Here is a 24493-nt window from a genome sequence, read left to right as displayed (position 1 = left end):
GCCCCGACCGCTCGTGCATCCGTCCAGGCCTGGGGTGCTCCCCGCGCGGGCGGCGTCGTGGACGTGCATCCGTCCAGGCCTGGGGTGCTCTCCGCGCGCACGGCCCCGACCGCTCGTGCATCCGTCCGGGCCTGGGGTGCTCCCCGCGCACGTGCCCCGCCCGCTCGTGCACCGGCGCGGGGTGGGTCGTGCTCGCCGCGCGCGGGCCCCGCCCCCTGCTTCACCGAGGGGGGCGCCGACGGCGACCCTCGCCCCGAGAGGTCCGCGCCCTCCGGCTCTCAGCCGCCCTGGGCCATGTCGACGAAGCGCGAGTAATGGCCCTGGAAGGCGACCGTGATGGTGTCGGTGGGCCCGTTGCGGTGCTTGGCGACGATGAGGTCGGCCTCGCCGGCGCGGGGGGACTCGCGCTCGTAGGCGTCCTCGCGGTGCAGGAGGATCACCATGTCGGCATCTTGCTCAATGCTCCCCGATTCCCGCAGATCGGACATCGCGGGCCGCTTGTCGGTGCGCTGCTCGGGTCCGCGGTTGAGCTGCGAGATGGCGATGACGGGCACCTCGAGCTCCTTGGCGAGCAGCTTGAGCGCACGGGAGAACTCGGAGACCTCCTGCTGGCGGCTCTCCACGCGCTTGCCGGAGCTCATGAGCTGCAGGTAGTCGATGACGACGAGCTTGAGCCCGTGCCGCTGCTTGAGCCGGCGGCACTTCGACCGGATCTCCATGAGCGACATGTTGGGAGAGTCGTCGATGAACAACGGCGCCTCGCTGACCTTGCCCATGGTGCGGGCGAGGCGCGTCCAGTCCTCCTCGCGCATCGTCCCCTTGCGCATGTGCTGCAGCGAGACCGTCGCCTCGGCCGACAGCAGGCGCATGGTGATCTCGTTGCGGCTCATCTCGAGCGAGAAGACGACCGACGGGAGGCCGTTCTTGATGGCCGCCGACCGCGCGATGTCGAGGCCCACCGTGGAGTTGTGCGTGGGCACCATCGAGCGGGTCGCCAGGTACAGGTGGTCGGGGTGCTCGATCTGGACGCACCGCACCGGCACGGAGGCCACCGGCCGGACCTCCGTGACGTAGCGACGGCGGGTGCGCTGCTCGACCCGGTCCTTCGTCCGCTCCTTGTGCACGAGGCGCTTGCGCTCGAGACGGAAGACGTCGTCGTGCGTGGTGAAGGTGATGGTCCAGCAGGTCGAGGAGGCCTCGGTGCGTCCCCTGACCGGTCGGGCCGACGTGCCGCAGCGGTACCCCAGGCTGATCACGAGCTCACGGACGTCCTCGACGAGCGATCGGTCGGTGAGGGCGATCTGCACGCTGCCGGTCGGGTTGACCGTGCCGTCGGTGTCGAGCAGACCGGCGAGGAGCGCGCGGCGCTGCCTCTCCGACGCGCGGAGGTACGCCCGCGGGATGCGCTTGGCGCCGAGCACGCCCAGACCGCGGAGCAGGGCCGTCACGGTGCCATGGTCGTCCCGGCACGCCTGGCACAGGACCAGGCCGGACGACGGCCGTCCGCAGTCGGGGCACGTGGGCGCCGGGACCGGCGCCGACACGGCCTTCCCACGCCCCCCGCAGGAGCGGCCGCAGGTCCGGACCTGCGACGTCCGCGGGGTGAAGGAGACCCCGCACACGACGCAGTCGCGCGGGGCCGGCCTCGCGACGGGCCACCGCATCGACCAGGTCATCCCCGTCTGCTCCTGCACCACGAGGCCCTCGGCCTCGAGGTACATGGCGATCTCCGGGTCGGCCGACGTGTACCGGGCGCCCGCTGCGTGCCCGTCCCCGAGCCAGACGCCGAGCGCGTAGGGGGGCAGCGGCAGGTCGGCCTCGGGCAGCGCGAGGGGAGCGGCCGTGGCGACGGAGTGGTTGACGCGCCGGTCGGCGGTCGCGCACCGCACGGTGGCGGCCATCTCCTCGGTCGTGCGGACGGCGGCGGCTCCGCCCGTGCGGCGGGAGGCGCGGGTCTCGGTCACCCACTGGTGGAGGGCGTCGGCCACCACCCTGGTGCCGTCGTCGAAGACGACCTCGTAGCAGGGTCGCCCCGTCATCACCTCCGTGGCGGCCACGACCCGCGTCGGGGTGCCGTCGGCGGCGACCAGCTCGTCCCCGACCGCGACCTCGCCCATCGTCGTCCAGCCGGTCGGCGTGGGCAGCGGCGTGTCGAGGGCGAGCGCCTTGCCGATCGCCGGCCTCGCGGCGATGACGATCATCTGGCCGGAGTGCAGCCCGTTCGTGAGCTGGTCGAGGTCCGCGAAGCCCGTCGGCACGCCGACCATGCCCTCGCCGCGGTGGCTCGAGGCCTCGATCTCGTCGATCGTGCCCTCGATGATGTCGGCGATGGGCAGGTAGTCCTCGCTGCTGCGCCGCTCGGTGACCTTGTAGACCTCGGCCTGCGCGGAGTCGACGATGCCGTCGACGTCGCCCCCGCCCGCGGCGTAGCCCATCTGCACGATGCGGGTGCCGGCCTCCACGAGGCGCCGCAGCACGGCGCGCTCGCGCACGATCTCGGCGTAGTAGCCGGCGTTGGCCGCCGTGGGGACCGACGCGATGAGCGTGTGCAGGTAGGCCGCGCCGCCGACCCGGCCGAGGTCGCCCCGGCGGTTGAGCTCGGCGGCCACGGTGACGGCGTCGGCGGGCTCGCCCCGCCCGTAGAGGTCGGTGATCGCCTCGAAGACGCTCTCGTGGTTCGGCCGGTAGAAGTCGGTGCTGCGGAGCACCTCGACGACGTCGGCGATGGCGTCCTTGCTGAGCATCATGCCGCCGAGGACGCTCTGCTCCGCGGCGACGTCCTGCGGCGGCGTGCGCCCCAGGTCCTCCGACGGCGGACCGGACGCCTCGAACCTGTCGACCTCCGCCAGGCTCATGCGCCCATCCGCCCTCTCCCACCTCGGCGCCCCGTGCCGACCGTCTCCGGCACCGGGCTGCGCGGGCCTCCGGGGAGGTCCGCCCGCCGGACGCTAGGGGCGGCCACCGACAGCCGTCGAACCGCGCACGCACACCCCCTGTGCACAGCGCTGTGAACACCTGTGGACAGACCCGGCGCGGCGTCCACAGGCCGTGGACAGAGGTGTGGACGGTCGCCGCCCGCCACGTCCGCGCACGGCCCGTGACCAGCACCGACGTCGTGCACCGGGTGTGGACGCCGTCGTGACGAGCAGGTGTCCACGCCTCGGACGCGCGGTGTCCGTCCGGTCCGGGCGGCGCGGTCCTGGCGCGCTCGTGACCGGCTCGTGACCGCATGGCGCCCCGCCGGTCCGGCCGGTGCGAGCATCGCGCCCGTGCCGCGACTGCCCTCCGCCCTCCGGCCGCGAGCGCTCGACCGGGAGGTCGCGCGCCTCGCCGTCCCGGCCTTCGCGGCGCTCGTCGCGGAGCCGCTCTTGCTCCTGGCGGACTCCGCGGTCGTCGGCTCGCTCGGCGTCGTCCCGCTCGCCGGCCTGGGTGCCGCCGGGACGGTCCTGACGACGGCCGTCGGCGTGTTCGTCTTCCTCGCCTACGCCACGACGGCCGCGGTGGCCCGCCGCCTCGGGGCGGACGACCTCCCCGCCGCCCTGCGCCAGGGCGTGGACGGCATGTGGCTGGCCCTCGTGCTCGGCCTCGTCACCGCCGCCGCGGCGTGGCCGCTGGCCCGGGACCTCGCCCTCGCGCTGGGGACGAGCCCCGAGGTCGCCGACGCCGCCGCGACGTACCTGCGCGCCTCGCTGCCGGGCCTGCCGGCCATGCTCGTCGTCCTGGCCGCCACCGGGGTGCTGCGGGGGCTGCAGGACACGCGGACGCCGTTCGTGGTCGCCGTCAGCGGGGCGCTCGTCAACGTGCCGCTCAACGTGGTCCTCGTCCTCGGCCCCGGGCCCCTCCCCGCCCTCGGCATCGCCGGCAGCGGCCTGGGGACGGCGGTGGCCCAGCTCGGCATGGCCGCGGCGCTCGTGGTCGTCGTCGTCCGGGGCGCGCGGCGCCACGGCGTCCCCCTCGCTCCCGGGGGTGCGGGCGTGCTGCGCTCGGCGCGCGACGGCGTCCCCCTGCTCGCCCGGACCCTCACGCTGCGCGCCACCCTCCTGCTGACGACCGCGGCGGCCGCCCGCTCCGGCGACACGGCGCTGGCGGCCCACCAGGTCGTCGTGACGATCTGGTCGGCCCTGGCGCTGGGCCTCGACGCCCTCGCCATCGCCGGGCAGGCGATCACCGGGCGCACGCTCGGGGCGGGGGACGTGGGCGCGACGCGCGACGTCCTGCGCCGCCTCGTCGGCTGGGGCGCGGTCCTCGGCGTCCTCAGCGGCGTCGTCGTCCTCGCCGGGCGCGACCTCGTGGCCCCGCTCTTCTCGCCGGACGACGGCGTGCGGACGGCGATCGCCGCCGCGCTCGTCGTCGTCGCCCTGGCCCAGCCGCTGGCGGCGTACGTCTTCGTCCTCGACGGCGTCCTCATCGGCGCCGGCGACGGGCGCTACCTCGCGCTCGCCGGGCTCGTGGGGCTGCTCGCCTACGCGCCCCTCGTCGTCGCCGTCGTCACGTGGGCGCCGGACGGCGCGGCGGGGCTCGTCTGGCTCTGGGTGGCCTTCGCCGGCGGCTTCATGGCCGTCCGCGCTCTGACGCTCTGGCGCCGCGCCCGCGGCGACGCCTGGGCCGTGACGGGCGCCGTCCGCTGACGGCTCGCGGCCGGGTGCTCTGACGACGGAGTGCCCCCGGAGAAGCCCCACCGCCCGCGCACTCTGACGACGAAGTGTCGGGAGGAAGGCTCCAGGCGGGCAGAGTGACGACGAAGTGCCCGGTCAGCGCCCGCCGCCCCGGCACGGTGACGACGAAGTGCCGGGGTTGACCGCGGGCCGGCGCTCTGGCGACGAGGTGAGAGGGCCGGCGGACGACGACGGCCCCCTCGCAGCGGGGGCGAGGGGGCCGTCGTCGGTGGTGCTGGTGCGGCGCGTCAGGCCGAGGGGACGACCTCGACGTCGACGCTGGCCTGCACGTCCGGGTGGAGCCGGACGGTGACCGTGTAGCTGCCGAGCGACTTGATCGGCTGGCCGATCTCGACCTTGCGGCGGTCGACGTCCTTGCCGGTGGCGGCGCGGACGGCCTCGGCCACGTCGGCCGGGGTGATGGCGCCGAAGAGGCGGCCGCCCTGGCCCGCGTTGGCGGACAGGCGCACGGGCTGCTCCTGCAGGGTGGCGCGCACGCTCTGCGCCTCCTCGACCGACGCGATCTCGCGGGCGCGGCGCGCCCGGCGGATGTCGTCGACCTGCTTCTGGCCGCCCTTGGTCCAGGGCGTCGCGAGGCTGCGCGGGAGCAGGTAGTTGCGCCCGTAGCCGTCCTTCACCTCGACGACCTCGCCGGGCTCGCCGAGGCCGGAGACCTCCTGCGTCAGGATGAGCTTCATCTCGTGCCCCTTCCTCAGCGCGCGGAGCTGCTGTAGGGCAGCAGCGCCATCTCGCGGGCGTTCTTGATCGCCTTGGCCACCTGGCGCTGCTGCTGGACGGAGACGCCCGTCACCCGGCGGGCGCGGATCTTGCCCCGGTCGGAGATGAACTTCCGCAGCAGCGCGGTGTCCTTGTAGTCGACGTAGCTGATCTTCGCCGCCTTGAGCGGGTTCGACTTCTTCTTCGGCTTGCGGAGAGCCGGCTTGGCCATCGTGGAGCTCCTCGTCTGGAGCCCGGGTCCTGCCGAGGGCCCGGGATGGGGGTGGGGAGGGCCGACGGGACCGGGTGGTCCCGAGGGCCGGCGGCGGCGCGTGCGCGCCGCCGCGGGGAGCGGCACCGGCGGACCGGTGCCGCGCGCGACCGAGGTCGTCGGTCGCGGACGTCGGGCTAGAAGGGCGGCTCGTCGCTCTGGCCGCCGCCCCAGCCGCCGCCGGAGGGCTGCTGCCCGCCGCCGGAGGACGGGCCGGTGGCCCAGGGGTCGTCCTGGCCGTAGCCGCCGCCGGACTGCTGGCCGCCGCCGCCGTAGCCGCCGCCCTGCTGCTGGCCGCCGCCGTAGCCGCCGCCCTGCTGGCCGCCGCCACCGCCGCCGCCGAAGCCGCCACCGCCACCGCCGCCGCGCTGCGTGCGCTGGGCCTTGGCCGTGGCGTAGCGCAGCGACGGGCCGACCTCGTCGGCCTGCAGCTCGTTGACGGTGCGGTTCTCGCCCTCCTTGGTCTGGAAGGACCGGGAGACGAGGCGGCCGGTGACGATGACGCGCTGGCCCTTGCCGAGCGACTCGGCGACGTTCTCCGCCGCCTCGCGCCAGATCGAGCAGCGCATGAACAGCGTCTCGCCGTCCTTCCACTCGTTGCTCTGGCGGTCGAACTGCCGGGGCGTGGAGGCGACGGTGAAGTTGGCCACGGCCGCCCCCGAGGGGGTGAAGCGCAGCTCGGGGTCGGCGGTCAGGTTCCCGACCAGGGTGATCTGGGTCTCGCCTGCCATGGCTCCTCCTCGCGGGGTGGACGGTGCCCGGGTGGGCGCGGACCGCCGGGGGGCGGGCCGCTCGGTCGCCCGGACGCTAGGCGGGAGGGGTGACGACGCGCAGGCGCCGTGCACACCCCCGCCCGGCCGGGCGGCGAGGGGTCAGTGGAGCTCGGGGCGGACGAGCTTGGTCCGCAGGACCGACTCGTTGAGGTTGAGCTGGCGGTCCAGCTCCTTGGCCACGTCGGGCTCGGCCTTCATGTCGACGACCGCGTAGATGCCCTCGGCCTTCTTGCCGATCTCGTAGGCCAGCCGGCGCTTGCCCCAGATGTCGACCTTGTCGATCGAGCCGCCGCCGCGGCGGACGACGTCGAGGAACTTGTCGAGCGACGGGGCGACGGTGCGCTCCTCGAGCTCGGCGTCCAGGATGATCATCATCTCGTAGTGACGCATGCGAGTACCCCACCTCCTGTGGTCTTCGCGGCCACGGTCTCTCCGTGGCAGGAGGGTGTCTGCGTCGCGGACCCGGGCCTCCCGCGCTCAGGGCGCACGGGTGCCGCGGGGCCGGTCGGGCACCAGGGTAGCGGCCCGGCGGAGGGGCTCCGGCCGCCGCCTCAGGCCGGCTCGCCCACCCCTGCGCCGGCGGGGGCGTGCTCGGGCGGGCGCGCCGGGTCGTCGGCGCCCAGGTGCGGCGCCGCGCGGGGCGCCCGGACGACGTCCTGCTCCGGCGCGAGCGACGCGCGGACGGCGCCGCGGGCCAGCACGACCAGCATCCCGAGCCGGGCGACGACGAGCACGGCGTACGCCCACGGCGGCAGCCCGCGGTCGGGCACCGAGAGGCCGTAGAGGTAGAGCCAGGTGCCCGTGGCCGCCGCCGCCTCGACCGCGCCCCAGACGAGCAGGAGCCGCCAGCGCGGCAGCGCGAGGACGGCGAGGGGCAGGACGAGCACGGCCGCCTGGGGCGGGAGCGCCGGGGCGGGCGCGAGGACGGCGAGCAGCAGCAGGAGGGCGAGGACGGGCACGCGGGGGGCGCGGGGCGCCCGCAGCGCGAGGACGGCGGTGCCGGCGACCCCCGCGGCCGTGAGCAGGACCGAGCCCGCCGTGGTGGTGACGTCGGCGGGCGGGGCGCCCGCGAGGTCGCCGAGCAGCCAGGCCGAGCCGTAGCCGGGTCCGGCGGTCACGCGCGCCGTCACTGCCCCCGACCACACCTCGGGGCTCCGCAGGAGGACCGGCAGCCCGCCCAGGACCCACACGAGCAGGGCGACGAGCGCCGTGCGCAGCTCCGGGACGACGAGCGGCTGGCGCACCTCGTCGTCCTCGTCGCCGTCGATGTCGTCGCCCGGGCCGGCGGCCGCGCCCGCTTCCGGCCGCTCGGCGCGGGCCGCCGCGTCGTCGCGCCGGCGTCGCCAGCGGACGAGCAGCAGGGCCCCGCCGACCGCCAGCCCGACGGGCGGCGCGACGAGCGCGGCCAGCCCCAGCAGCATCCCCGCCGCGAGCGCCCGCCCCCGCGACGAGGCCCACAGCGCGGCCACCGCCAGGGCGGCGGGCAGCAGCTGGACGCCGACGAGGGCGCACGCCAGGACCACGGGTGAGCCCGACACCAGGACGGCGTCGTACGGGCGGCGCCCCGACAGGTGCGCCACCCCCGCCGCGAGGACGACGAGCGCCACCGCGCCGAGGACGACGGAGGCGTCGAAGACGTCGCGCGGCCCGTCCGTCCCCTCCGCGCCGACGAGGCGCCCCAGGCCCCACAGGAGCCAGCCCACGCCGAAGGGCGCCGTCAGCGGGTCGTCGTCGGAGAAGCGCTCGAGGTAGGGCACCACCTGGTCCAGGGACGCGGCGGCGAAGAGGGCCGGCACGTCGCTGTAGCAGGCGTGCGTGTAGACGCCGGGCGAGGCCCACAGCGTCTCCCGGCAGTGCTCGCGCAGCAGCACGGCCGCCGCCAGGACGACGAGGCCGAGGGCGCTGCCCGCCGCGAGGGCTCCCCGCAGCGGGCGCCGGCCCGTGCGGACGCGACGACCCGCCGGCCCCCCGAGGACGGCCGAGGCGGCGGACGCCAGGGCGTCGTCGTGGGTGGGCAGCACCACCGCGGCGCCGTCGTCGCCCGGCTCGCGCTCCTCCTCGAGCCCTGGCCCCTCCGACGGCTCGAGCGGGTCGCCCCGGTGCGGGGCCCGGCGCGCGACGACGTCGTCCTGCGGGCTCACGCTTGTGATCCTCGCAGGCGCGGGTGCCCGCGGGTCAGCCGTCCGCTCGAGAGGCGTCCCCGTCGGCGCCCGGGCCCGGGGCCGGCGGGGTCTGCGGCCCGTCGCCCGGCCGGGCCACCTCGCCCGCGGCACCGGCCTCCCCCGTGGGGGGCTCCACCGGCGGGGTCGACGGCTCCTGCGGCGCGGGCGGCCGCGTCGCCGTGGGGCGCGGGGCCTCCGGCTGCTGCGTGGGCTCGGGAGCCGGCTCCGGCTCCGCGGGCGCCGTCGCCGTCGGCTCGGGCGCCTGCGTGGGCTCCGGGGCCGCGGTCGTCGGCGCGGCGGACGGCTCCGGCTCGGTCTCCGGCTCCGGCTCCGGCTCGGGCGCCGGCGCCGGGCGGGAGGACGACCCCGACGAGCTGTCGCGCTCGCGCTCGGAGGAGCTGCTGCGCGACCGCGAGGTGCTCGTCGAGCCGATGTCGGCCCGCTCGGGGAAGTCGACGACCGGCATCCCGTCCGTGGCCGTCGCCATGTAGTCCTGCCAGATCCGCACGGGGTAGGAGGAGCCCGTGACGGCGCTGCCGCGCCCGGCGCTGTCCCAGCGCCGCATGCCCTGGCCGTCCGTGGAGAAGACGGAGACCACGGTGGCGAGCTGCGGCGTGTAGCCGGCGAACCACGCCGACCTCGCCTCGTCCGTCGTGCCCGTCTTCCCCGCCGCCGGCCGGTCGAGGTCGATCGTGCTGCTGATGGACCCGTCCTCCACGACCTGGGAGAGGGCGTAGGTCGTGTCGGCCATGACGTCCTCGGCGAAGACCCGCTCGCCGCCCGTCTGGCCGCGGTAGACCACCTCGCCGTCCTGGCTGACCTCGGTGACCACGTGCGGCGTCGTGCGGACGCCCTGCGCGGCGAAGGTGGCGTAGGCGTGGGCCATGTCGATGACGCGCGGGGAGGCCACGCCGAGCACGTTCGCCGGGTTGTCCTCCAGGCCGGAGGTCTGCTCGGGCAGGCCGGCGCGGACGGCGACCTCGCGCGTCCTCTCCGGCCCGACGTCGATGTTGAGGGCCACGTAGACGGTGTTCGTCGAGTCGACCGTGGCCTGGACGAGGTTCTGCCGCCCGCGGTCCCGGTCCCCGAAGTTGGGGACGCGCTGCGGCGTCACGCCGTCCCTCGTGTACTCCGAGAAGTAGAGCCCGCTGTTCCCGTTGTAGCGGGTCCGGAGGGAGACCCCGTCCTCCAGGGCCGCGACGAGCGTGAGGGGCTTGAAGATGGAACCCGCCTGCACGTTCTCCTGCATCGCCAGGTTGAGGGGCCGCTCGAGGTAGTCGGGCCCCCCGTACATCGCGCGGACGGCGCCGTCGGCCGGGTCGATCGACACCAGGGCGGCGGCGACGTCCTCCGGCCGGTCCTCCGACGGGAAGGCGTCCTCGTCCTGCATCGCCGCGACCGCGGCCGCCTGCATGCGGGCGTCGAAGGTCGTCGTGATGGACAGGCCCCCGCCGTCGAGCTCGTCCTCGGTGAAGCCGCCGCGCGTCGTCAGCTCGTCGCGCACGGCCTGGAGGAGGTAGCCCGTGGGGCCGGCGTAGGTCTGCTCGTCCTGCTGCTGGACCGTCTCGGGGAGCTCGAGGCCGTCGCGCTCGGCCTGCGTGATGGCGCCCGTCTCGACCATGCCGTCGACGACGTACTCCCAGCGGCGCTCGGCCGCGTCCGCGTCGACCGCGGGGTCGTAGGCCGACGGCGCCGGGACGACGCCCGCGAGGAGCGCGGCCTGCGACGTGGTCAGCCGGCCGACGTCGACGCCGAAGTAGGCCTGCGCCGCCTCCTGCACGCCGTAGGCGCCCCGGCCGAAGTAGATGGTGTTGAGGTAGTCGGTCAGGATCTGGTCCTTGTCGAGCTCGTTGTCGACCTTGAGGGCGATGAACGCCTCGCGGACCTTGCGCTGCAGCGACTGCGTGTCGTCGCCCGTGTAGTAGTTCTTCACGTACTGCTGGGTGATCGTCGAGCCGCCCTGCGTGGCGTTGCCCCGCAGGTTCGAGACGAAGGCGCGGGCGATGCCCGTGGGCGAGACGCCGCGGTTCTCGTAGAAGCTGCGGTCCTCCGCCGCGATGATCGCGTTCCTCATGTCCTGCGGGATCGCGTCCGTCGTCACCGGCGTGCGGTTGACGTCGGCGAAGGTGCCGAGCGTGGTCGTCCCGTCCGAGTAGTAGACGGTCGTCGTCGCCTTCTGCCCCAGCTCGGTCGGCTCCGGGACGTCCGTCGTCGCGTAGCCGTAGGCGAACGCCGCCCCGCCGAGCACCGCGCCCCCCAGCAGGAGGGCGAGGAGCACGAGCAGGACGCGGCGGCCGGTCGAGCGGCGCCGCCGCGGCGCGGGGCGTCGGGCGGGGCGGGAGGTGGGTCGGGGGGCTGCTGCCACAGGTGGTCGTCCCTCGGTCGTCCGTCGTCGGCACCGGTCGCGTGCCTGGTCGGCCCTGGCCGGGGCCGGCGGGGGACGGCGGCGCCGTCCTCGTGGACGACCCCGTGGCGGGGCGCCCTCGTCGTGCCGGACCGGTCGACGCCGGTCCCGTCGTGCGGGGCCGTCACCCGTCAGGGTGATCGGCACCGGCGCCCGGGGGCTTGAGCGCCGTGCCCTCACCGCGCTCGAGCACGGTGTCCCGGCCCCCCGGCGGCGCTCGTCGCGACCCGCCGGCGCCCGAGAGTATGCGCACCCAGCCTGGGCGGACGCTGACGGCGAGCCCCGGGAGACCCGTGGCCCGTGCCTCCGGGCGCCGTCGACAACGCCGGCCGGCCGCGCCGTCATCCCGCGGCGGCCGTCCGAGGGGCGGCACAGCCGGACGTCGCCCACCAGCGGCCCCCGAGGGCGACGCGGCCGCACGTCGCCGCCGGGCCCGGGGGACCATGGCGTCGTGGACGCGACGCCGGCCCCGCCCCGGGGCGAGCCGCCGGCCGCGACGAGGGGGCAGGGGCGGGGGCGGACCACGGCCGGGCTCGCCGCGCTGCCGCGGCTGCTGCGCGGGCGCGGCCTGCGCCGGCTGCTCGTCGTCCGCCTCCTGTCCCAGTCGGGGGACGGGGCCTTCCAGCTCGGCCTGGCAGGGCTCCTGCTCTTCTCGCCCGAGCGCGCGCCGACGCCGCTCGCGGTCGCGGGGCTGCTCGCCCTCGTCCTCCTGCCGTACACGCTCGTCGGTCCGCTCGTCGGCACGCTGCTGGACCGCTGGCGGCGCCGCACCGTGCTCGTCGGCGCGGGCGCGCTGCGGGCGCTCGCCGTCTTCGCGACGGCGGGGGTGGTCCTCGCCGGCCCGGCGGCCTCCGACGCGCTCCTCGTCCCGGCCGTCCTCGTCGTCCTGTCCGTCAACCGGCTCGTCCTCGCCGCCCTCGGCGCGGGGCTGCCCGCCGTCGTCGCCGGCCGCGACCTCGTCCTGGCCAGCGCCGTGGTCCCCACCGTCGGCACCCTCGCCCTCGCCCTGGGCGCCGGTACCGGCACGGCGCTGCGGCTCGGGGCCGGCGGCGCGGACGCCGACGGGCTCGTGCTCGTGCTGGCCGCCTCCCTCGTCGCCGCGTCCGCCCTGGCCGCCGCGCGCCTGCGCCCCGACGAGCTCGGCGGGGGCGGGGCCCCGTCGAGCGGCCCCCGCACCGCGGGAGGGCCGGCCGGCGCCCTGCGGGAGCTGCGCGACGGCCTGCGCCACCTCGCCGCCCGGCCTGCCGCCGCCCGCGCCGTCGGCGCGCTGGGGGCCTCCCGGGCGGCCTACGGCGTGCTGCTCGTGCTCGTCGTCGTCCTCGCCCGCACGCGGCTGGCCCCGGTGGACGACGCGGACGCCGCCCTCGCCCTCACCGGCCTCGTCCTCGGCGGGGTGTCGGCCGGCGTCGCGGTCGCCGTCGCGGTGACGCCGAGCGCCGCCGCGCGCTGGGGCCCGCGCCCCTGGGGCGGGGCCTGCCTCGCGCTCGGGGCGCTGGCCGCGGCGGCGCTCGCCGCAGCCCTGCCGGTCGGCGCCGTCGCCGTGCCGGCTCTCGTCGGGGGCGCCGGCCTGCTCGGCCTCGGCGGGCAGGGGCTCAAGATCTGCGTCGACGCCGTCGTGCTCCGGGCCGTCGACGAGGAGCACCGCGGCCGTGTCGTCGCCGTCCACGACGCCGTCTTCAACGGGTGCTTCGTCCTCGGCGCGCTCGTGGCGGCGCTCGTCCTGCCGCTCGGCCCCTCCGACGCCGCGGTGACGGGCCTGCTGCTGCCGCTGGCGGCGCTCCTCGTGGCCGCGTCCGCGCTCATGGGCGGACGACGGCACCGCGCGCCGGCGGACGCCGCTCCCGGCGACGCGCACGGCTGACGGCCCCCGGCCGGCGCGACGGCACCGCGCCCGCCGGGTCAGCCCCCGGCCGCCTCCGGCTGCTCGGCCCACCACGCGAGCAGCGCCTCGCGGGCCGCCTCCTCGCCCAGCGGGCCGCGGTCGAGGCGCAGCTCGAGCAGGTGCCGGTACGCCCGCCCGACGACGGGCCCGGGCGGGACGCCGAGCGCCGCCATGATCTGGCCGCCGTCGAGGTCGGGGCGCACGGCGGCGAGCTCCTCGGCCTCCTGCAGCTCGACGATGCGGTGCTCGAGGGAGTCGTAGGCCGCCGCCAGCCGGGCCGCCTTGCGGCGGTTGCGGGTGGTCGAGTCCGAGCGGGTCAGCCGGTGCAGGCGGCCCAGCAGGGGCCCGGCGTCGGTGACGTAGCGGCGCACGGCCGAGTCGGTCCACTCCCCGCCGGCGTACCCGTGGAAGCGCAGGTGCAGCTCGACGAGGCGCGCCACCTGCTTCGTCGTCGCCGAGTCGAACCGCAGGGCCTTCAGGCGCCGCGCCGTCATCTTCGCGCCGACGACCTCGTGGTGGTGGAAGCTCACGCCGCCGCCGGGCTCGAAGCGCCGCGTCGCGGGCTTGCCGACGTCGTGCAGCAGCGCCGCGAGCCGCAGGACGAGGTCGGGGCCCGGGACGGCGCCCTCGCCGTCCGCGCCGGGCGGGTCCTCGAGGGCGATCGCCTGCTCGAGCACCGTCAGCGTGTGCTCGTAGACGTCCTTGTGGCGGTGGTGCTCGTCGATCTCCAGCTGCAGGGCGGGCAGCTCGGGCAGGACGTGCTCGGCCAGGCCGGTCCCGACGAGCAGCTCGAGCCCCTCGCGGGGCGAGGCGCCGAGGAGCAGCTTCTCCAGCTCCACCCGCACGCGCTCGGCCGAGACCATGGCGACGGTGCCGGCCCGCTCGGTCATCGCCTCGACGACGGCGGGAGCCACCCGCAGCCCGAGGACGGAGGCGAAGCGGGCCGCGCGCATCATCCGCAGCGGGTCGTCGGCGAAGGAGTCCTCCGGCGAGCGCGGCGTGTGCAGCGCCCGGTGCGCGAGGTCGCGCAGCCCGTCGCACGGGTCGACGAAGGCGCCGTCGGGCAGGCGCACGGCCATGGCGTTGACCGTGAAGTCGCGACGCACGAGGTCGTCCTCGAGGGAGTCGCCGAACTCGACGACGGGCTTGCGGCTCTGCCGGTCGTAGAGGTCGCTGCGGTACGTCGTCACCTCGACGACGACGTCGCCCCGGCGCGCGCCGACGGTGCCGAAGGCCGCGCCGACGTCCCAGGTGGCGTCCCCCCACGCCGCGAGCAGCCTCGCCGTGGCCTCGGGGCGGGCGCTCGTGGCGAGGTCGAGGTCGACGTCGGCCGGACCGGTGAGGCGCCCGAGCAGCGCGTCGCGGACGGGTCCGCCGACGAGCGCGAGCTCGTGGCCCTCGGCGGCGAAGCGGCGCCCCAGCTCGACGGCGTCCGGGGCGAAGGCCAGGAGGGCGGCCACGGCCTCGTCGCGCGCGCCCGCGACGGCGGCGGCCAGGCCGCCGGCGCCCCGGCCGTCCGCGTCCTGCCCGGAGGACCCGGCCGGCGCCGCCGGCTCCCGGCTCTCGGAGGACGGCTCCGGGGGAGCCTCGGACGGGGCCTGCGGGCGGGCCCCGGGGCGGGCGTCGTCGGGGGCGTCGGGCACGCGCCGAGGGTGCCAGACCCCGCGGGCCTGCACGGCCCCGCCCGACCTCCCGCCGGCCTCCCGCCCGCCCGGGCGCACGGGGCGGACGGCGGCCGCCGTCGCGGCCGGGCCGTGTGTTCCGAAGCGGTCACGACTGGTCCGGCACCGCCGTCGCGCCCCGGTGCGGCGCAGGGGCCGTCGTTACAGTGCTGGCATGCCCGTCCCGCCTGGCCGTCCGCTGCCGCGGGCGCGTGCGCCGCGGGAGGACGACGGCCTGCGGGCTCCCCGCGAGGAGGCCGGCGGGAGCGCCTCCGCGGGCGCCGAGCAGCCCGCGTGGGGGGTCCCCGGGGGGGCACGGGACGAGGCCCCCGTCGGGAGCCGCGCCGCCGGGTCGGCGCACGAGCGGCCGCTGCCGGGCCGCGGCGGTCCGCGCGAGCACGGGCGGGCGCCCCGCTCCCGGGGGCCTCGCGCGCGCGGCGCCACGGTCGAGGAGACGTCGGCCGGCGGGCTCGTCGTCCGCGAGGCCGACGGCGTCGCGCAGGTGGCCCTCATCGCGCGCGTCAACCGCGCCGGCCGGCTCGAGTGGTGCCTGCCCAAGGGCCACCTCGAGGGCGAGGAGACGCCCGTCGAGGCCGCCGTCCGGGAGATCGCCGAGGAGACCGGCATCGTCGGCGACCCGGTGCGGCCCCTCGGCACCATCGACTACTGGTTCACCGCCGAGGGCCGCCGCATCCACAAGACCGTGCACCACTTCCTCCTGCGCGCCACCGGGGGCCGGCTCGGCGTGGAGGGCGACCCGGACGCGGAGGCCGTCGAGGCGGCGTGGGTGCCGGCGCCCGAGCTGGAGCGCCGCCTGGCCTTCCCGAACGAGCGCCGCATCGCCCGGGCGGCCGGGGACCTCCTCGGCGACGGTGGCTGAGGCGCGGCGCGGTCGCGCCGCCGTGGCCCTCGTCGCCCTCGTCGCCGGGGCGGCGGGAGCGCTGGGGTGGGCGCCCGCCGCGCGCGCCGGCGCCCTCCCGACCCCGCCGCCGACGCAGCAGCCGGGCCCCTCCGACGCCCAGGGCCCCGACGCCCAGGGCCCCGGCGCCGAGGACCCCCAGGCGCAGGACCCCAGCGCCCAGCGGCCGGCCGACGCCCCCGCCGCCGAGGACGCCCCGGAGGCGGTCGAGGTGGACATCACGGCGCTGACGAGCGCGCCGCTGCGGCCCGACGACGTCCTCGCCGTCGGGGTGCGGGTGACCAACGGCACCGACGAGCCCGTCGAGGGCCTGACGGCCGAGCTGCGGCTCCAGCCCGACCTGCTGCGCACGCGCGACGCGCTGGGCGCCTGGAGCGGGGCGCCCGACGACGCGGCGGCCGGCGAGGTGGTCCTGGGCGAGCCGCTCCTGCAGCCGCTGGCCCCCGGCCGCGTGCGCGACCTCGTCCTGCGCCTGCCCGCGGACGGGCTCGGGCTCCCGGAGGACGACGCCTCCTGGGGTCCCCGCGGCGTGGCGGTGGACGTCGTCGACGCCCGGGGCTCGCGGCTGTCCGCCGACCGGGGCCTCGTCGTCTGGTACCCGGTGGCGGACGGCGCCGCGGCGCCCGGCGTGGACGACCCGGCCCGCGTCGGCGTCGTCGTGCCCCTCACGGGCGCGGCGCCCGACGTGCGGACGGCGCTCGTCCCCGACGCGGAGATGGCCGACCTCGTCGACGGGGGGTCGGCGGGCTCGCGCGAGGGCCCCCTGGGGCGGCTGCTCGAGCTGGCCGCGGTCCCCGGCACGACCTGGGCCCTCGACCCGCTCCTGCTCGACTCCTCCGACCCCGGGACGGGCGAGCCGTCCGCGGGCGAGGCGTCGCCGGACGCCGACGATCGCGTCGAGCCGGGGCAGCAGGACGGGGCCGGCGAGGCCGGGGACGGGGCGGACGGCGGGGTCCCGACCACGGCTCCCCCCGCCGGCGCCACCGCGCCGACCACGGGCGCCCCCCGCGCCGTCACCGCGGCGGAGCCGACCGAGGGCGTGGCCGCCTGGCGCTCGGACCTCCTCGCCGCCGCTCCCGACCACCAGGTCCTGGCGCTGCCCCGCGGCGACGTCGACCTGCTCTCCGTGGCCGCCGCCGAGCAGCCGTCGCTGTGGGCCGCCGGCGTCCGGCAGGGTCGGGCCTCGCTGGTGCGCGCCGGGCTCGTGGAGCCCCCCCAGCAGGCGGACGACCAGCAGGCGGACGACCCGCCGGCGGACGCCCCACCGACGACCGGCGGCGCCGGCGCGGGCGTCCGCACCGACGTCGTCTGGTCGGCCCGCGGCGAGCTGGGCGAGCGCGCGGCCGCGCTGGCGGCGGACCAGGGCGCGGTCGCCGCCCTCCTCGCCCCCACCGCCGGCGGGACGCCCGACGGCGCGGCCGCGGTGCCCCTCGACCCGGGCGCCGGCGCGGCCGGCGACGACGAGGGGGCGGCGCTCACGGGGCTCGTCGGCGACGAGGACCTCGCGACCCTCCTCGAGCGCGCCGCCACCCGGGGCGAGGGCGACCCGCGGGCCGCCGCCCGCCTCCTGGCCGAGACGGCCGTGCTCGCCCGCGGCGGCTCGCCCGACCGCTCGGGCGGCCCGGCGGGGGCCCTCGTCGTGGCCCCGCGCGGCTGGGACGTCGACCCCTCCGCCGGGGCCCGGGCGCTCACCGCCCTCCTCGAGGCGCCCTGGACCCGGGCGACGCCCGCGACCGACCTGCCCGGCGGACCCGGTGGCACGGCCGCCGCCGCGGGGTCGGGGCGTGAGGAGGCCCTGCCCGAGCGCGCGGACGGCGCGCCGCCCCCGCCGCTGGACCGCGACGTCCTGGACGCCGCCGCGAGCGCCCTCGCTGCGACCGACGCCCTCGACGGCACCCTCACGGACGGCGCACCGCTCACCGCGGCGCGGCGGTCGCTCGTCGCGGCCGCGGCGCTGGCGCACCGGGGCGACGACGGCTGGGCCGCCGCGGCGGGAGCCGTCCTCCGCGACGTCGCCGCCCTCTCCGACGGCGTGCGGCTCCTGCAGGGAGGCGCCGTCACCGTCGTCGGCTCGCAGGCCTCCGTCCCCGTGACGGTCTCCAACGACCTCGGGCAGGACGTGCGCGTCGTCGTCGCCGCCGCCTCCTCCTCCCCCCGCGTGCGGGTGCGCCAGGACGTGACGACGACCGTCGCGGCGGCGTCCCGCACGCAGGTGCTCGTGCCCGTCGAGGCGGTGGGCGGCGGCGACGCGCGCCTGCTGCTGCAGCTGCGCTCGCCCGAGGGCGGCGCGCTCGGACCGCAGGTGGTCGTGCCCGTGCGCGTGCGGCTGGAGTGGGCCGAGTGGGGCACCGCGGGCGTCGCCGCCCTCGGCGGCCTCGTCCTGCTCGCCGGCCTCGTGCGCAGCGTCCGGCGCGTGCGACGGCGTCCGCCCGGCGAGGGGCCGCGCTCGCCAGAGCCGGCGGTCGCGGCCGGCGCGGGGCCGCCGCCCGGCTCGCCCGCCCGCGCCCCGACCGCCGGGGCCCCGACCGCCGCGACCCCGCCGGCCCGGACCTCGCCACCGGGCCGCCCGCCGCCGGAGCCCGGCGCCCCCGCGGCCCAGCCGGCCGACGACCCGCAGACCCGCCCCCGCCGACCCGGCGCCCCGCCCGCCCGCCGGACGGGCGGAGCCGCCCGCACGGGCGCCCCCGTCGAGGAGTCCCCATGAGCACGCCCAGCACGAGCCCCGCCGGGGGCGCCGCGCCCCCGCCCGACGCCGGGCCCGACGCCGCCGCCAGCACGAGCGGCGCCGGCGACACCACCGGTGGCGGGCGGGGTCCCGCCGGCGTCCGCTCGCTCCTGCGCTCGAGCACCGTCATGGCGGCGGGCACCGCCGTCAGCCGCGCGCTCGGCCTCGTCCGGTCGGTCGTGCTCGTCGTCGCCATCGGCGCCGTCGGCACGAGCGCGGACGCCTTCGACGTCGCCAACCGGCTGCCGAACATCGTCTACCTGCTCATCGCCGGCGGCGTCCTCAACGCCGTCCTCGTGCCGCAGATCGTGCGCGCCTCCCGGGACCCCGACGGGGGCGCGGCCTTCGTCGACCGGCTCGTCACCCTCATCGTCACGGGGCTCGCCGCGGTCACGGCGCTGTGCATGGTGGCCGCGCCGCTCCTCGTGCGCGCCTACGCCTCGTCGTGGGGCCCCGACGAGCTGCGCCTCGCCACGGCCATCGCCCTGTGGGTCCTGCCGCAGCTCTTCTTCTACGGCCTCTACACGGTGCTCGGCCAGGTCCTCAACGCCCGCGGCAGCTTCGGCCCCTACATGTGGGCGCCCGTCGTCAACAACGTCGTCTCCATCGCGGGGCTCGCGGTCTTCATCGGCCTCTTCGGGCGCGCGGACGAGACGACGGGGCTCGACACCCTCGACCCCACGCAGGTCGCCGTGCTGGCGGGGACGGCGACGCTCGGCGTCGTCACCCAGGCGCTGGTCCTCCTCGTGCCCCTGCGTCGGCTCGGTTTCACGTGGACCCCCCGCTTCGGCGTCCGCGGCGTGGGCCTGCGCAGCGCCGGGACCGTGGCGCTGTGGACCTTCGCCGGCATCCTCGTCTCCCAGGCGGGGTACCTCGTCACGGTGCAGGTGGCCGTCTACGGCTCCCAGGGCGCCGGCGAGCCCGTGCCCGAGGGCGTCGTGCTGCCGGGCCCGGCCGTGCTCGGGTACGCCTACCTGCTCTACGTCCTGCCGCACTCGCTCGTCGCCGTGTCCGTCGTGACGGCCCTCTTCACCCGCCTCTCCGGGCGCATCAGCGCCGGCGACGTCACCGGCGCCCGGGCCGACATGTCCCTCGGCCTGCGGCTCCTCGGCGTCGTCTCGGTCCTGTCCGCGACGGGGCTGGTGGTGCTCGGCGCGCCCGTCGGCGTCCTGCTCTTCGGCCCCGGCGGCGGCGACGTCATCGGCGCGACGGCGGGCGCCATGGCGCTGGGGCTGCCCTTCTACAGCGCCCTCTACCTCGTCCAGCGCGGCTTCTACGCCCGCGAGGACGGCAAGCGGCCCTTCATCGGCGTCGTCGTGGCCGGGGCCGTCTCGGTCGTCCTCAACGTCGTCGTGGCCCTCGCGGTGCCGGCGGAGCTCGTGGTGGTGGGCCTCGGCGTCTCCCAGAGCGTCGGCAACGTGGCGGGCCTCGCCACCGCCCTCGTGCTGCTGCACCGCCGGACCGGCTCCTTCGACGGCGCCCGCGTCCTGCGCCTGCACGTGCGCGTGCTCCTGTCGGCCGTCGTCGCCGGGCTCGCGGGCTGGGGCGCCAGCAGCGGCGTCCAGGCGCTCCTGGCCGGCATCACGAGCCGGCCCACCGCGCTCGCCGTCGTCCTCGTCGCGGGCGCCGTCGTCGTGGGCGTCTACGTCCTCATGCTCCGGGCCACGCGGGTGCGCGAGCTCGACGACGTCCTCGCGCAGGTCCGCCGGCGCTGAGGCGCCTGGGTCGCCGGAGCCGCCCCGCGGACCGGCCTCAGGGACCGGCCTCACGGACCGGCCTCACGGACCGGCCTCACGGACCGGCCTCACGGACCGCGCGCCCCGCGCCGCCTACCCTGGCGGCCGCGGGGAGCAGCGGGGGCGAGGGGCCGTCGGCGGCCCGGGCGCGGGCGCGAGCCGCGCGGACGACGGAGGTGGCAGGACGTGGAGGCAGGCAGCCCGCTCGTCGAGGGCGGCGTGCTCGGAGGGCGGTACCGGCTGGTGCGGCCCGTGGGAGGCGGCCGGGACGCCGAGGACGGCCGTCCGACCGGGCACCGGGGGGCCCGCACGTGGCGGTGCCACGACGTCGTCCTCGACCGCCCCGTCGACCTCCTGCTCGTCGCCGGGGGCGCCGAGCTCGTCGTCGACGCCGCGCGCCGCGCGGCCCTCGTGGACGACGCCCGGGTGCTGCGGGTCCTCGACGTCGGCGAGGACGCCGGCTGGGCCTACGTGGTCACCGCCGTGGTCCCGGGCGAGACCCTCGCCGCGCTCGTGCACCGCCGCGGGCCCCTGCCGCCGGCGCTCGCGCGCACCCTCGTCGGCGAGGCCGCGCAGGCCCTCGAGCGCGCCCGCGCGCTGGGCCTGCACCACCGCCGCCTCACGCCCTCCTCGCTGCTGCGCGCGGCCGACGGCGGCGTCGTCGTCGCCGGCGTCGAGGTGCACGCGGCAGTCGTCGAGGACGTGTCGCCCGGGACGGGCGCCCGGGACGACGGCCGGGACGACGCCCGGGACGACGGCCGGGACGGCGACGTCGACCCCGCCGTGGCCGCGCGGGCCGACGCCGTGGGCCTCGTGGCGCTGCTGCACGCCGCGCTGACGGGGCGCTGGCCCGGTCCCCTGCGCGCCGAGGAGCCCGCCGGTGCCGGTGACGCCCTCGAGGACGCCGACGCCCCGCCGCTCCCCCTGGCGCCCCGCGCGGGCGACGGCCCGGTGGCGCCCGGGGACCTCGTCGACGGCGTCCCCGCCGACCTCGACGTCCTCTGCGCCGTCACCCTCGGCCCCCACGAGGACGGCCCGCGCACGCCCGGCGAGCTCGCCGAGCAGCTGGCCCCCTGGGTCTCCCCCTACGGCGACGGCAGGCCCGCCGGCGGCTCGCGCCGCGACGGCCTCGGGCGGCTCGTCGCGGGGGCCGTGCCGGGTGCCCGGCGGCCCGACGAGCCGGCGTCCGGTCCGCGGCCCGACGGCGTCGCCCCCCGGGCCGGCGGCGGTGACGTGGGGGCGAGCGAGGAGGAGGTCGAGGGCGTGCGGACGGACGAGGAGCGCACCCGCGAGGTGGCCGCCGTGCGCGAGCCGGCGGCCGCGCTGGCCGGCTCCAGCACGGTCGCGCCCGCGGTGGGCGCGGGCGGCGTCGCGACCGGGGCGATGACGGCCTCGGCCGCCGCGCCGGGCGCCTCCGCGCTGCCCGGGCCCCGGTCGGCCCGACCGGGCCGCTCGGGCCGACCGGCCCGCCCGGGGGCGGGCTCCGTCGCGGCCGGCGGCGAGCGCTCCGGCGGGGACGGGGCGGGCGGCGGGCCCCGCGGGGGCGACGCCGTCGCGGCCGAGCCCCCCGAGCGGCCGGCGCGGGCCCAGACCGCCGTCGTCCTCGTGCTCGTCCTCGCCGCCGTGGTGGTGGCGGCCTGGCTCGCGCTCGGCGTCCTGCGCGACCTCGGCGGCGGCGGGGACGCCGCACCCGCGCCCGCGGCGACGTCGTCGCCGGCGCCCAGCGCCTCCGCACCGGCGGAGGGCCAGGAGCCGTCGCCGGAGCCGGCCCCCGCGCCGGCGCCCCCGCAGGTCGTCGGCGCGGAGTCGATCGACCCGCTGGGCGACGGCGAGGAGGGCGACGACTCGGTCGGCGCCGCGCTGGACGGGGACCCGGCCACGGCCTGGACCTCCTCGACGTACACGACGGCGGAGCTCGGCAACCTCAAGGAGGGCTTCGGCTACGCCCTGCAGCTCGGCGAGGGCTCCACGGTGAGCGGCGTGGCCCTGACGACCGCGGGCTCCGGCGGCACCGTCGAGGTCCGCACCGCCCCGGGCCCCGAGCTCGAGGACTCCCAGGTCGTCGCCACCGTGGACCTCTCGGGCGGGACGACCGACGTCGCGCTGCCGCAGCCCGTCGAGACGCCCTACCTGTTGCTGTGGTTCACGCGCCTGCCCGACGTCGGGGACGGCTTCCGCGTGGAGATGTCCTCCGTCCAGGTGCGGTGAGCGCGGTGCGCCCCGGCGCGCCCGGCCCTCCGGGGCCGCGCGACGAGGGCGGAGCGGGCGCGCAGGGGCGCAGCGGCGCCGACCGGCCCGGCGGCGGCCCCGTCCCACGCGGCACGGGGCCCGAGCCGGCTTCGACCGGCCCGGCGGCGGCCCCGTCCCGCGCGGCGCGGGGCCCGAGCCGGCTGCGACCGGCGCGGCGGACCGGGAGGACAGTGACAAGGACGTCGGGGACCAGGACGTCGGGGACCAGGACGACGCCGCCCTCCTGCGCGCCCACGTGCGGGGGGACCCCGACGCCTTCGCCGAGCTCGTGCGCCGCCACGGGCCGCGGCTGTGGGCCGTCGCCCTGGGCGTGCTCGGGGACCGGGAGGAGGCGGCCGACGCCGTGCAGGACGCCTTCGTCTCGGCGCTGCGGGGCGCCGACCGCTTCCGGGGCGAGGCGGCTGTCACGACGTGGCTGCACCGGATCGTCGTCAACGCCAGCCTCGACCGGCTGCGGCGGGCGCGGGTGCGGCGGACCGTGCCCCTGGACGCCCCGACGACCGGCGCGGACGCGCCGCGCGACGCCCTCGAGCGCCTGCCCGCCCGCGGTGACGCGGCGGCGGACGTGGACCTCGAGGTCGACGTCCGCGCCGCCCTGGACCGCCTGCCCGACCACCAGCGCGCGGCCCTGGTGCTCGTCGACCTCCAGGACCTGCCCGTGGCGGAGGCCGCCGCCGTCCTCGGCGTCGCCGTCGGCACGGTGAAGTCGCGGTGCGCCCGCGGACGCGCCGCCCTCGCCGCGCTCCTGCGCGAGCGCGGCCTCGACCCCCGCGCCCCCGCGCGACCGGCCGGTCCCGGGGGGAACCGCACCGGCCGGCGCGACGTCCGAGAGGACGGGGCGGGCTCCCGTGGGGAGCGGCCCGCAGTGACGGGCGTCCGCGACCGGGTGGCCCCCGACCCCGCCCCGCACGACCCCGCCCCGCACCACGTCGACCCGCACGACCCCCGCCCGCACGACCCCCATCCGCACGACCGAGACCCCCGCGACCCCGAGGAGGTGCCGTGAGCGACCGGCCCCTCCCCGCGGACCCGTCGGACGACGACGAGCGCCCCGACGGCGTCCCCCCCGACGTCCGGGGCGACGTGCCCGGTGCCCCGACGGACGGCGACGAGCGCGCCGCGGACGTCCGCGGCTCCGGCGAGCCGGCGCAGGGGCGGCCCCGCGAGAGCCCCGGCACGGCGCCGGAGGGCCGTCCGGCCGCCCACCCCACCGAGGAGGAGGTCGACGCGCTCCTCGACGCCGACCTCGTCGCGGTGCACGAGCGGCGCGAGCGGGCGGACGGCACGCCTCCGCCCGAGGCGCTCACGGCGGCGCACGTCCTCGGCTGCCCCCGCTGCCAGGGCGTCCTCGCCGACATGCGGGCCGTGCGCGGCCTCCTGCGTCGCCAGGGGGCCGGTGCACCTCCCCCGCCCGACGACCTCGCGGACCGCATCGCCCGCGCCGTGGCCGACGACGCCGCCCGCGAGCGCCGCGCCGCACGCTCCCGACGCCGCCGCGCCGGCCTGGCCCTCGCCGCCTCGGCGGTGGTCGTCGGCGGCCTCGGCACGGCCGTCGCCCTCCAGGTGCGCCCCCTCCAGGTGCAGGAGGCGGCGCCCCGGGGGGGCGTCGTCGCCGCCCCCGCCGCCGACGAGCCGCTGGTGATGGCCTCGGGCACCGACTACGGCCTGGGGTCCCTGGGCGCCCAGGTCCGCGCCGTCCTGGCCGAGCCCTCCGCCTCCTCCGGAGCCGCCCCCGACCGCCCGACGCCGTCGCTCGGCGACGACGGGGAGGCCGGTGGTGGCGCCTCCGGCGACCGGGCGGCCGCCGGGCGGCCCGGCAGCGCCCCGGCGGACGGCGCCGCCGCGGCGCAGAGCGAGGAGGTCGCCCCGGCGCCGACGCGGCCCAGCGGCCTGGCGCGGGCCGACGAGCTCGAGCCGTGCCTGGCGGCGCTGGGGCGGCCGGACGCGCGGGTCCTCGCGGTCGACACGGCGCGGTGGGAGGGACGCCCCGCCGACGTCCTCGTGCTCGACGGACCGGCGACCGGTGAGCCGGGCGCCGAGGACCCCGCGGCCGCGCCGCTGGCCGTCTGGGTGGTCCGCACCGGGTGCCGCGGGGGCGACGGGACGCTGCTGCACTACGAGGTCGTCCCGCGCTGACCGCCCGGCCCTCCCCAGGTCCGGGGAGGGCCGTGGGCGCCTCCGGGGAGCGGTGCGGCCGGACGGGCGGCGGCGCCGCGGCGCGGGAACAGCCGCGGCACCGCCCGGCGTTGGGCCCGTCGACCGAGCAGGGACTCGGACGGCCCCGACGGAGCCGAGGTGCTGGGAGCATGAGCGCCCGCACCCGTCCGACCAGCGAGCA

General features: G+C 78.7%; 16 protein-coding genes. 8 read left to right on the top strand and 8 right to left on the bottom strand.

The annotated features are described in order from the left end of the window. Positions 1 to 278: 278 nt before the first annotated feature. On the bottom strand, positions 279 to 2849 hold the full coding sequence (gene dnaB / locus WDV85_RS11495) for a replicative DNA helicase (RefSeq protein ID WP_445263310.1): 2571 nt from the start codon (positions 2847 to 2849) through the stop codon (positions 279 to 281). A gap of 420 nt (positions 2850 to 3269) precedes the next feature. On the opposite strand from dnaB, the gene WDV85_RS11490 reads away from it, so the two are divergent. Then, positions 3270 to 4628: an MATE family efflux transporter gene (locus WDV85_RS11490; RefSeq protein WP_339570733.1), complete on the top strand. Its 1359-nt coding sequence runs from the start codon at positions 3270 to 3272 to the stop codon at positions 4626 to 4628. Positions 4629 to 4903: 275 nt separating this feature from the next. Here the strand turns inward: WDV85_RS11490 and rplI are convergent, their stop codons facing one another. The 6 genes from rplI to WDV85_RS11460 all read right to left on the bottom strand — a co-directional run bounded on the left by rplI (position 4904) and on the right by WDV85_RS11460 (position 10943). Next, complete coding sequence (gene rplI / locus WDV85_RS11485; RefSeq protein ID WP_298804954.1) at positions 4904 to 5353, bottom strand: 50S ribosomal protein L9; 450 nt, start codon at positions 5351 to 5353, stop codon at positions 4904 to 4906. 14 nt (positions 5354 to 5367) lie between these two features. Further along, the gene (gene rpsR, locus WDV85_RS11480) at positions 5368 to 5604 is read right to left on the bottom strand and encodes a 30S ribosomal protein S18 (RefSeq protein ID WP_171203113.1); all 237 of its coding nucleotides are present in this window, start codon (positions 5602 to 5604) and stop codon (positions 5368 to 5370) included. Between the two features lie 176 nt (positions 5605 to 5780). Further along, positions 5781 to 6374, bottom strand: coding sequence for a single-stranded DNA-binding protein (locus WDV85_RS11475; protein WP_339570732.1), 594 nt, complete (start codon positions 6372 to 6374; stop codon positions 5781 to 5783). A 141-nt stretch (positions 6375 to 6515) separates the two neighbouring features. Beyond that, a complete protein-coding gene (rpsF, locus tag WDV85_RS11470; RefSeq protein ID WP_171203111.1) occupies positions 6516 to 6806 on the bottom strand; it encodes a 30S ribosomal protein S6 in 291 nt (96 codons plus the stop codon). Positions 6807 to 6967: 161 nt separating this feature from the next. Beyond that, entirely contained in the window at positions 6968 to 8557 is a 1590-nt protein-coding gene (locus WDV85_RS11465; protein WP_339570731.1) for a hypothetical protein, read from the bottom strand. Between the two features lie 34 nt (positions 8558 to 8591). Further along, complete coding sequence (locus WDV85_RS11460; protein WP_339570730.1) at positions 8592 to 10943, bottom strand: transglycosylase domain-containing protein; 2352 nt, start codon at positions 10941 to 10943, stop codon at positions 8592 to 8594. 490 nt (positions 10944 to 11433) lie between these two features. On the opposite strand from WDV85_RS11460, the gene WDV85_RS11455 reads away from it, so the two are divergent. Further along, positions 11434 to 12843, top strand: a complete 1410-nt coding sequence (locus WDV85_RS11455) for a hypothetical protein (protein WP_339570729.1) — start codon at positions 11434 to 11436, stop codon at positions 12841 to 12843. Between the two features lie 38 nt (positions 12844 to 12881). Here WDV85_RS11455 and WDV85_RS11450 read toward each other — a convergent pair whose 3' ends face one another. Further along, the gene (locus WDV85_RS11450) at positions 12882 to 14360 is read right to left on the bottom strand and encodes a CCA tRNA nucleotidyltransferase (protein ID WP_445263309.1); all 1479 of its coding nucleotides are present in this window, start codon (positions 14358 to 14360) and stop codon (positions 12882 to 12884) included. A 340-nt stretch (positions 14361 to 14700) separates the two neighbouring features. On the opposite strand from WDV85_RS11450, the gene WDV85_RS11445 reads away from it, so the two are divergent. From WDV85_RS11445 to WDV85_RS11420, 6 genes are all read left to right on the top strand, one after another. Beyond that, on the top strand, positions 14701 to 15405 hold the full coding sequence (locus WDV85_RS11445; RefSeq protein WP_339570727.1) for an NUDIX hydrolase: 705 nt from the start codon (positions 14701 to 14703) through the stop codon (positions 15403 to 15405). Then, the gene (locus tag WDV85_RS11440) at positions 15398 to 18148 is read left to right on the top strand and encodes a DUF6049 family protein (RefSeq protein ID WP_339570726.1); all 2751 of its coding nucleotides are present in this window, start codon (positions 15398 to 15400) and stop codon (positions 18146 to 18148) included. The genes WDV85_RS11445 and WDV85_RS11440 overlap by 8 nt, the downstream gene beginning before the upstream one ends. Further along, positions 18145 to 19884, top strand: a complete 1740-nt coding sequence (gene murJ, locus WDV85_RS11435) for a murein biosynthesis integral membrane protein MurJ (RefSeq protein ID WP_339570725.1) — start codon at positions 18145 to 18147, stop codon at positions 19882 to 19884. Before WDV85_RS11440 ends, murJ begins: the two co-directional genes overlap by 4 nt. A gap of 207 nt (positions 19885 to 20091) precedes the next feature. Next, entirely contained in the window at positions 20092 to 22113 is a 2022-nt protein-coding gene (locus WDV85_RS11430) for a hypothetical protein (RefSeq protein WP_339570724.1), read from the top strand. Between the two features lie 277 nt (positions 22114 to 22390). Then, positions 22391 to 23161: an RNA polymerase sigma factor SigM gene (gene sigM / locus WDV85_RS11425; protein WP_445263301.1), complete on the top strand. Its 771-nt coding sequence runs from the start codon at positions 22391 to 22393 to the stop codon at positions 23159 to 23161. Next, positions 23158 to 24291, top strand: a complete 1134-nt coding sequence (locus tag WDV85_RS11420) for a hypothetical protein (RefSeq protein WP_339570723.1) — start codon at positions 23158 to 23160, stop codon at positions 24289 to 24291. Before sigM ends, WDV85_RS11420 begins: the two co-directional genes overlap by 4 nt. Positions 24292 to 24493 lie beyond the last annotated feature (202 nt).

This window comes from Pseudokineococcus sp. 5B2Z-1 (assembly GCF_037482305.1).
GTDB lineage: Bacteria > Actinomycetota > Actinomycetes > Actinomycetales > Quadrisphaeraceae > Pseudokineococcus.
Note: the sequence above shows the minus strand (reverse complement) of the source record. Positions and strands in the feature narration are given on the sequence as shown.

What these genes read in the sequence shown, in the direction of transcription:
- rpsF (WP_171203111.1), bottom strand. Translation starts at nt 6,806, where the DNA reads ATGCGTCACTACGAGATGATGATCATCCTGGACGCCGAGCTCGAGGAG.
- WDV85_RS11445 (WP_339570727.1), top strand. Translation starts at nt 14,701, where the DNA reads ATGCCCGTCCCGCCTGGCCGTCCGCTGCCGCGGGCGCGTGCGCCGCGG.
- rplI (WP_298804954.1), bottom strand. Translation starts at nt 5,353, where the DNA reads ATGAAGCTCATCCTGACGCAGGAGGTCTCCGGCCTCGGCGAGCCCGGC.
- murJ (WP_339570725.1), top strand. Translation starts at nt 18,145, where the DNA reads ATGAGCACGCCCAGCACGAGCCCCGCCGGGGGCGCCGCGCCCCCGCCC.
- rpsR (WP_171203113.1), bottom strand. Translation starts at nt 5,604, where the DNA reads ATGGCCAAGCCGGCTCTCCGCAAGCCGAAGAAGAAGTCGAACCCGCTC.
- WDV85_RS11475 (WP_339570732.1), bottom strand. Translation starts at nt 6,374, where the DNA reads ATGGCAGGCGAGACCCAGATCACCCTGGTCGGGAACCTGACCGCCGAC.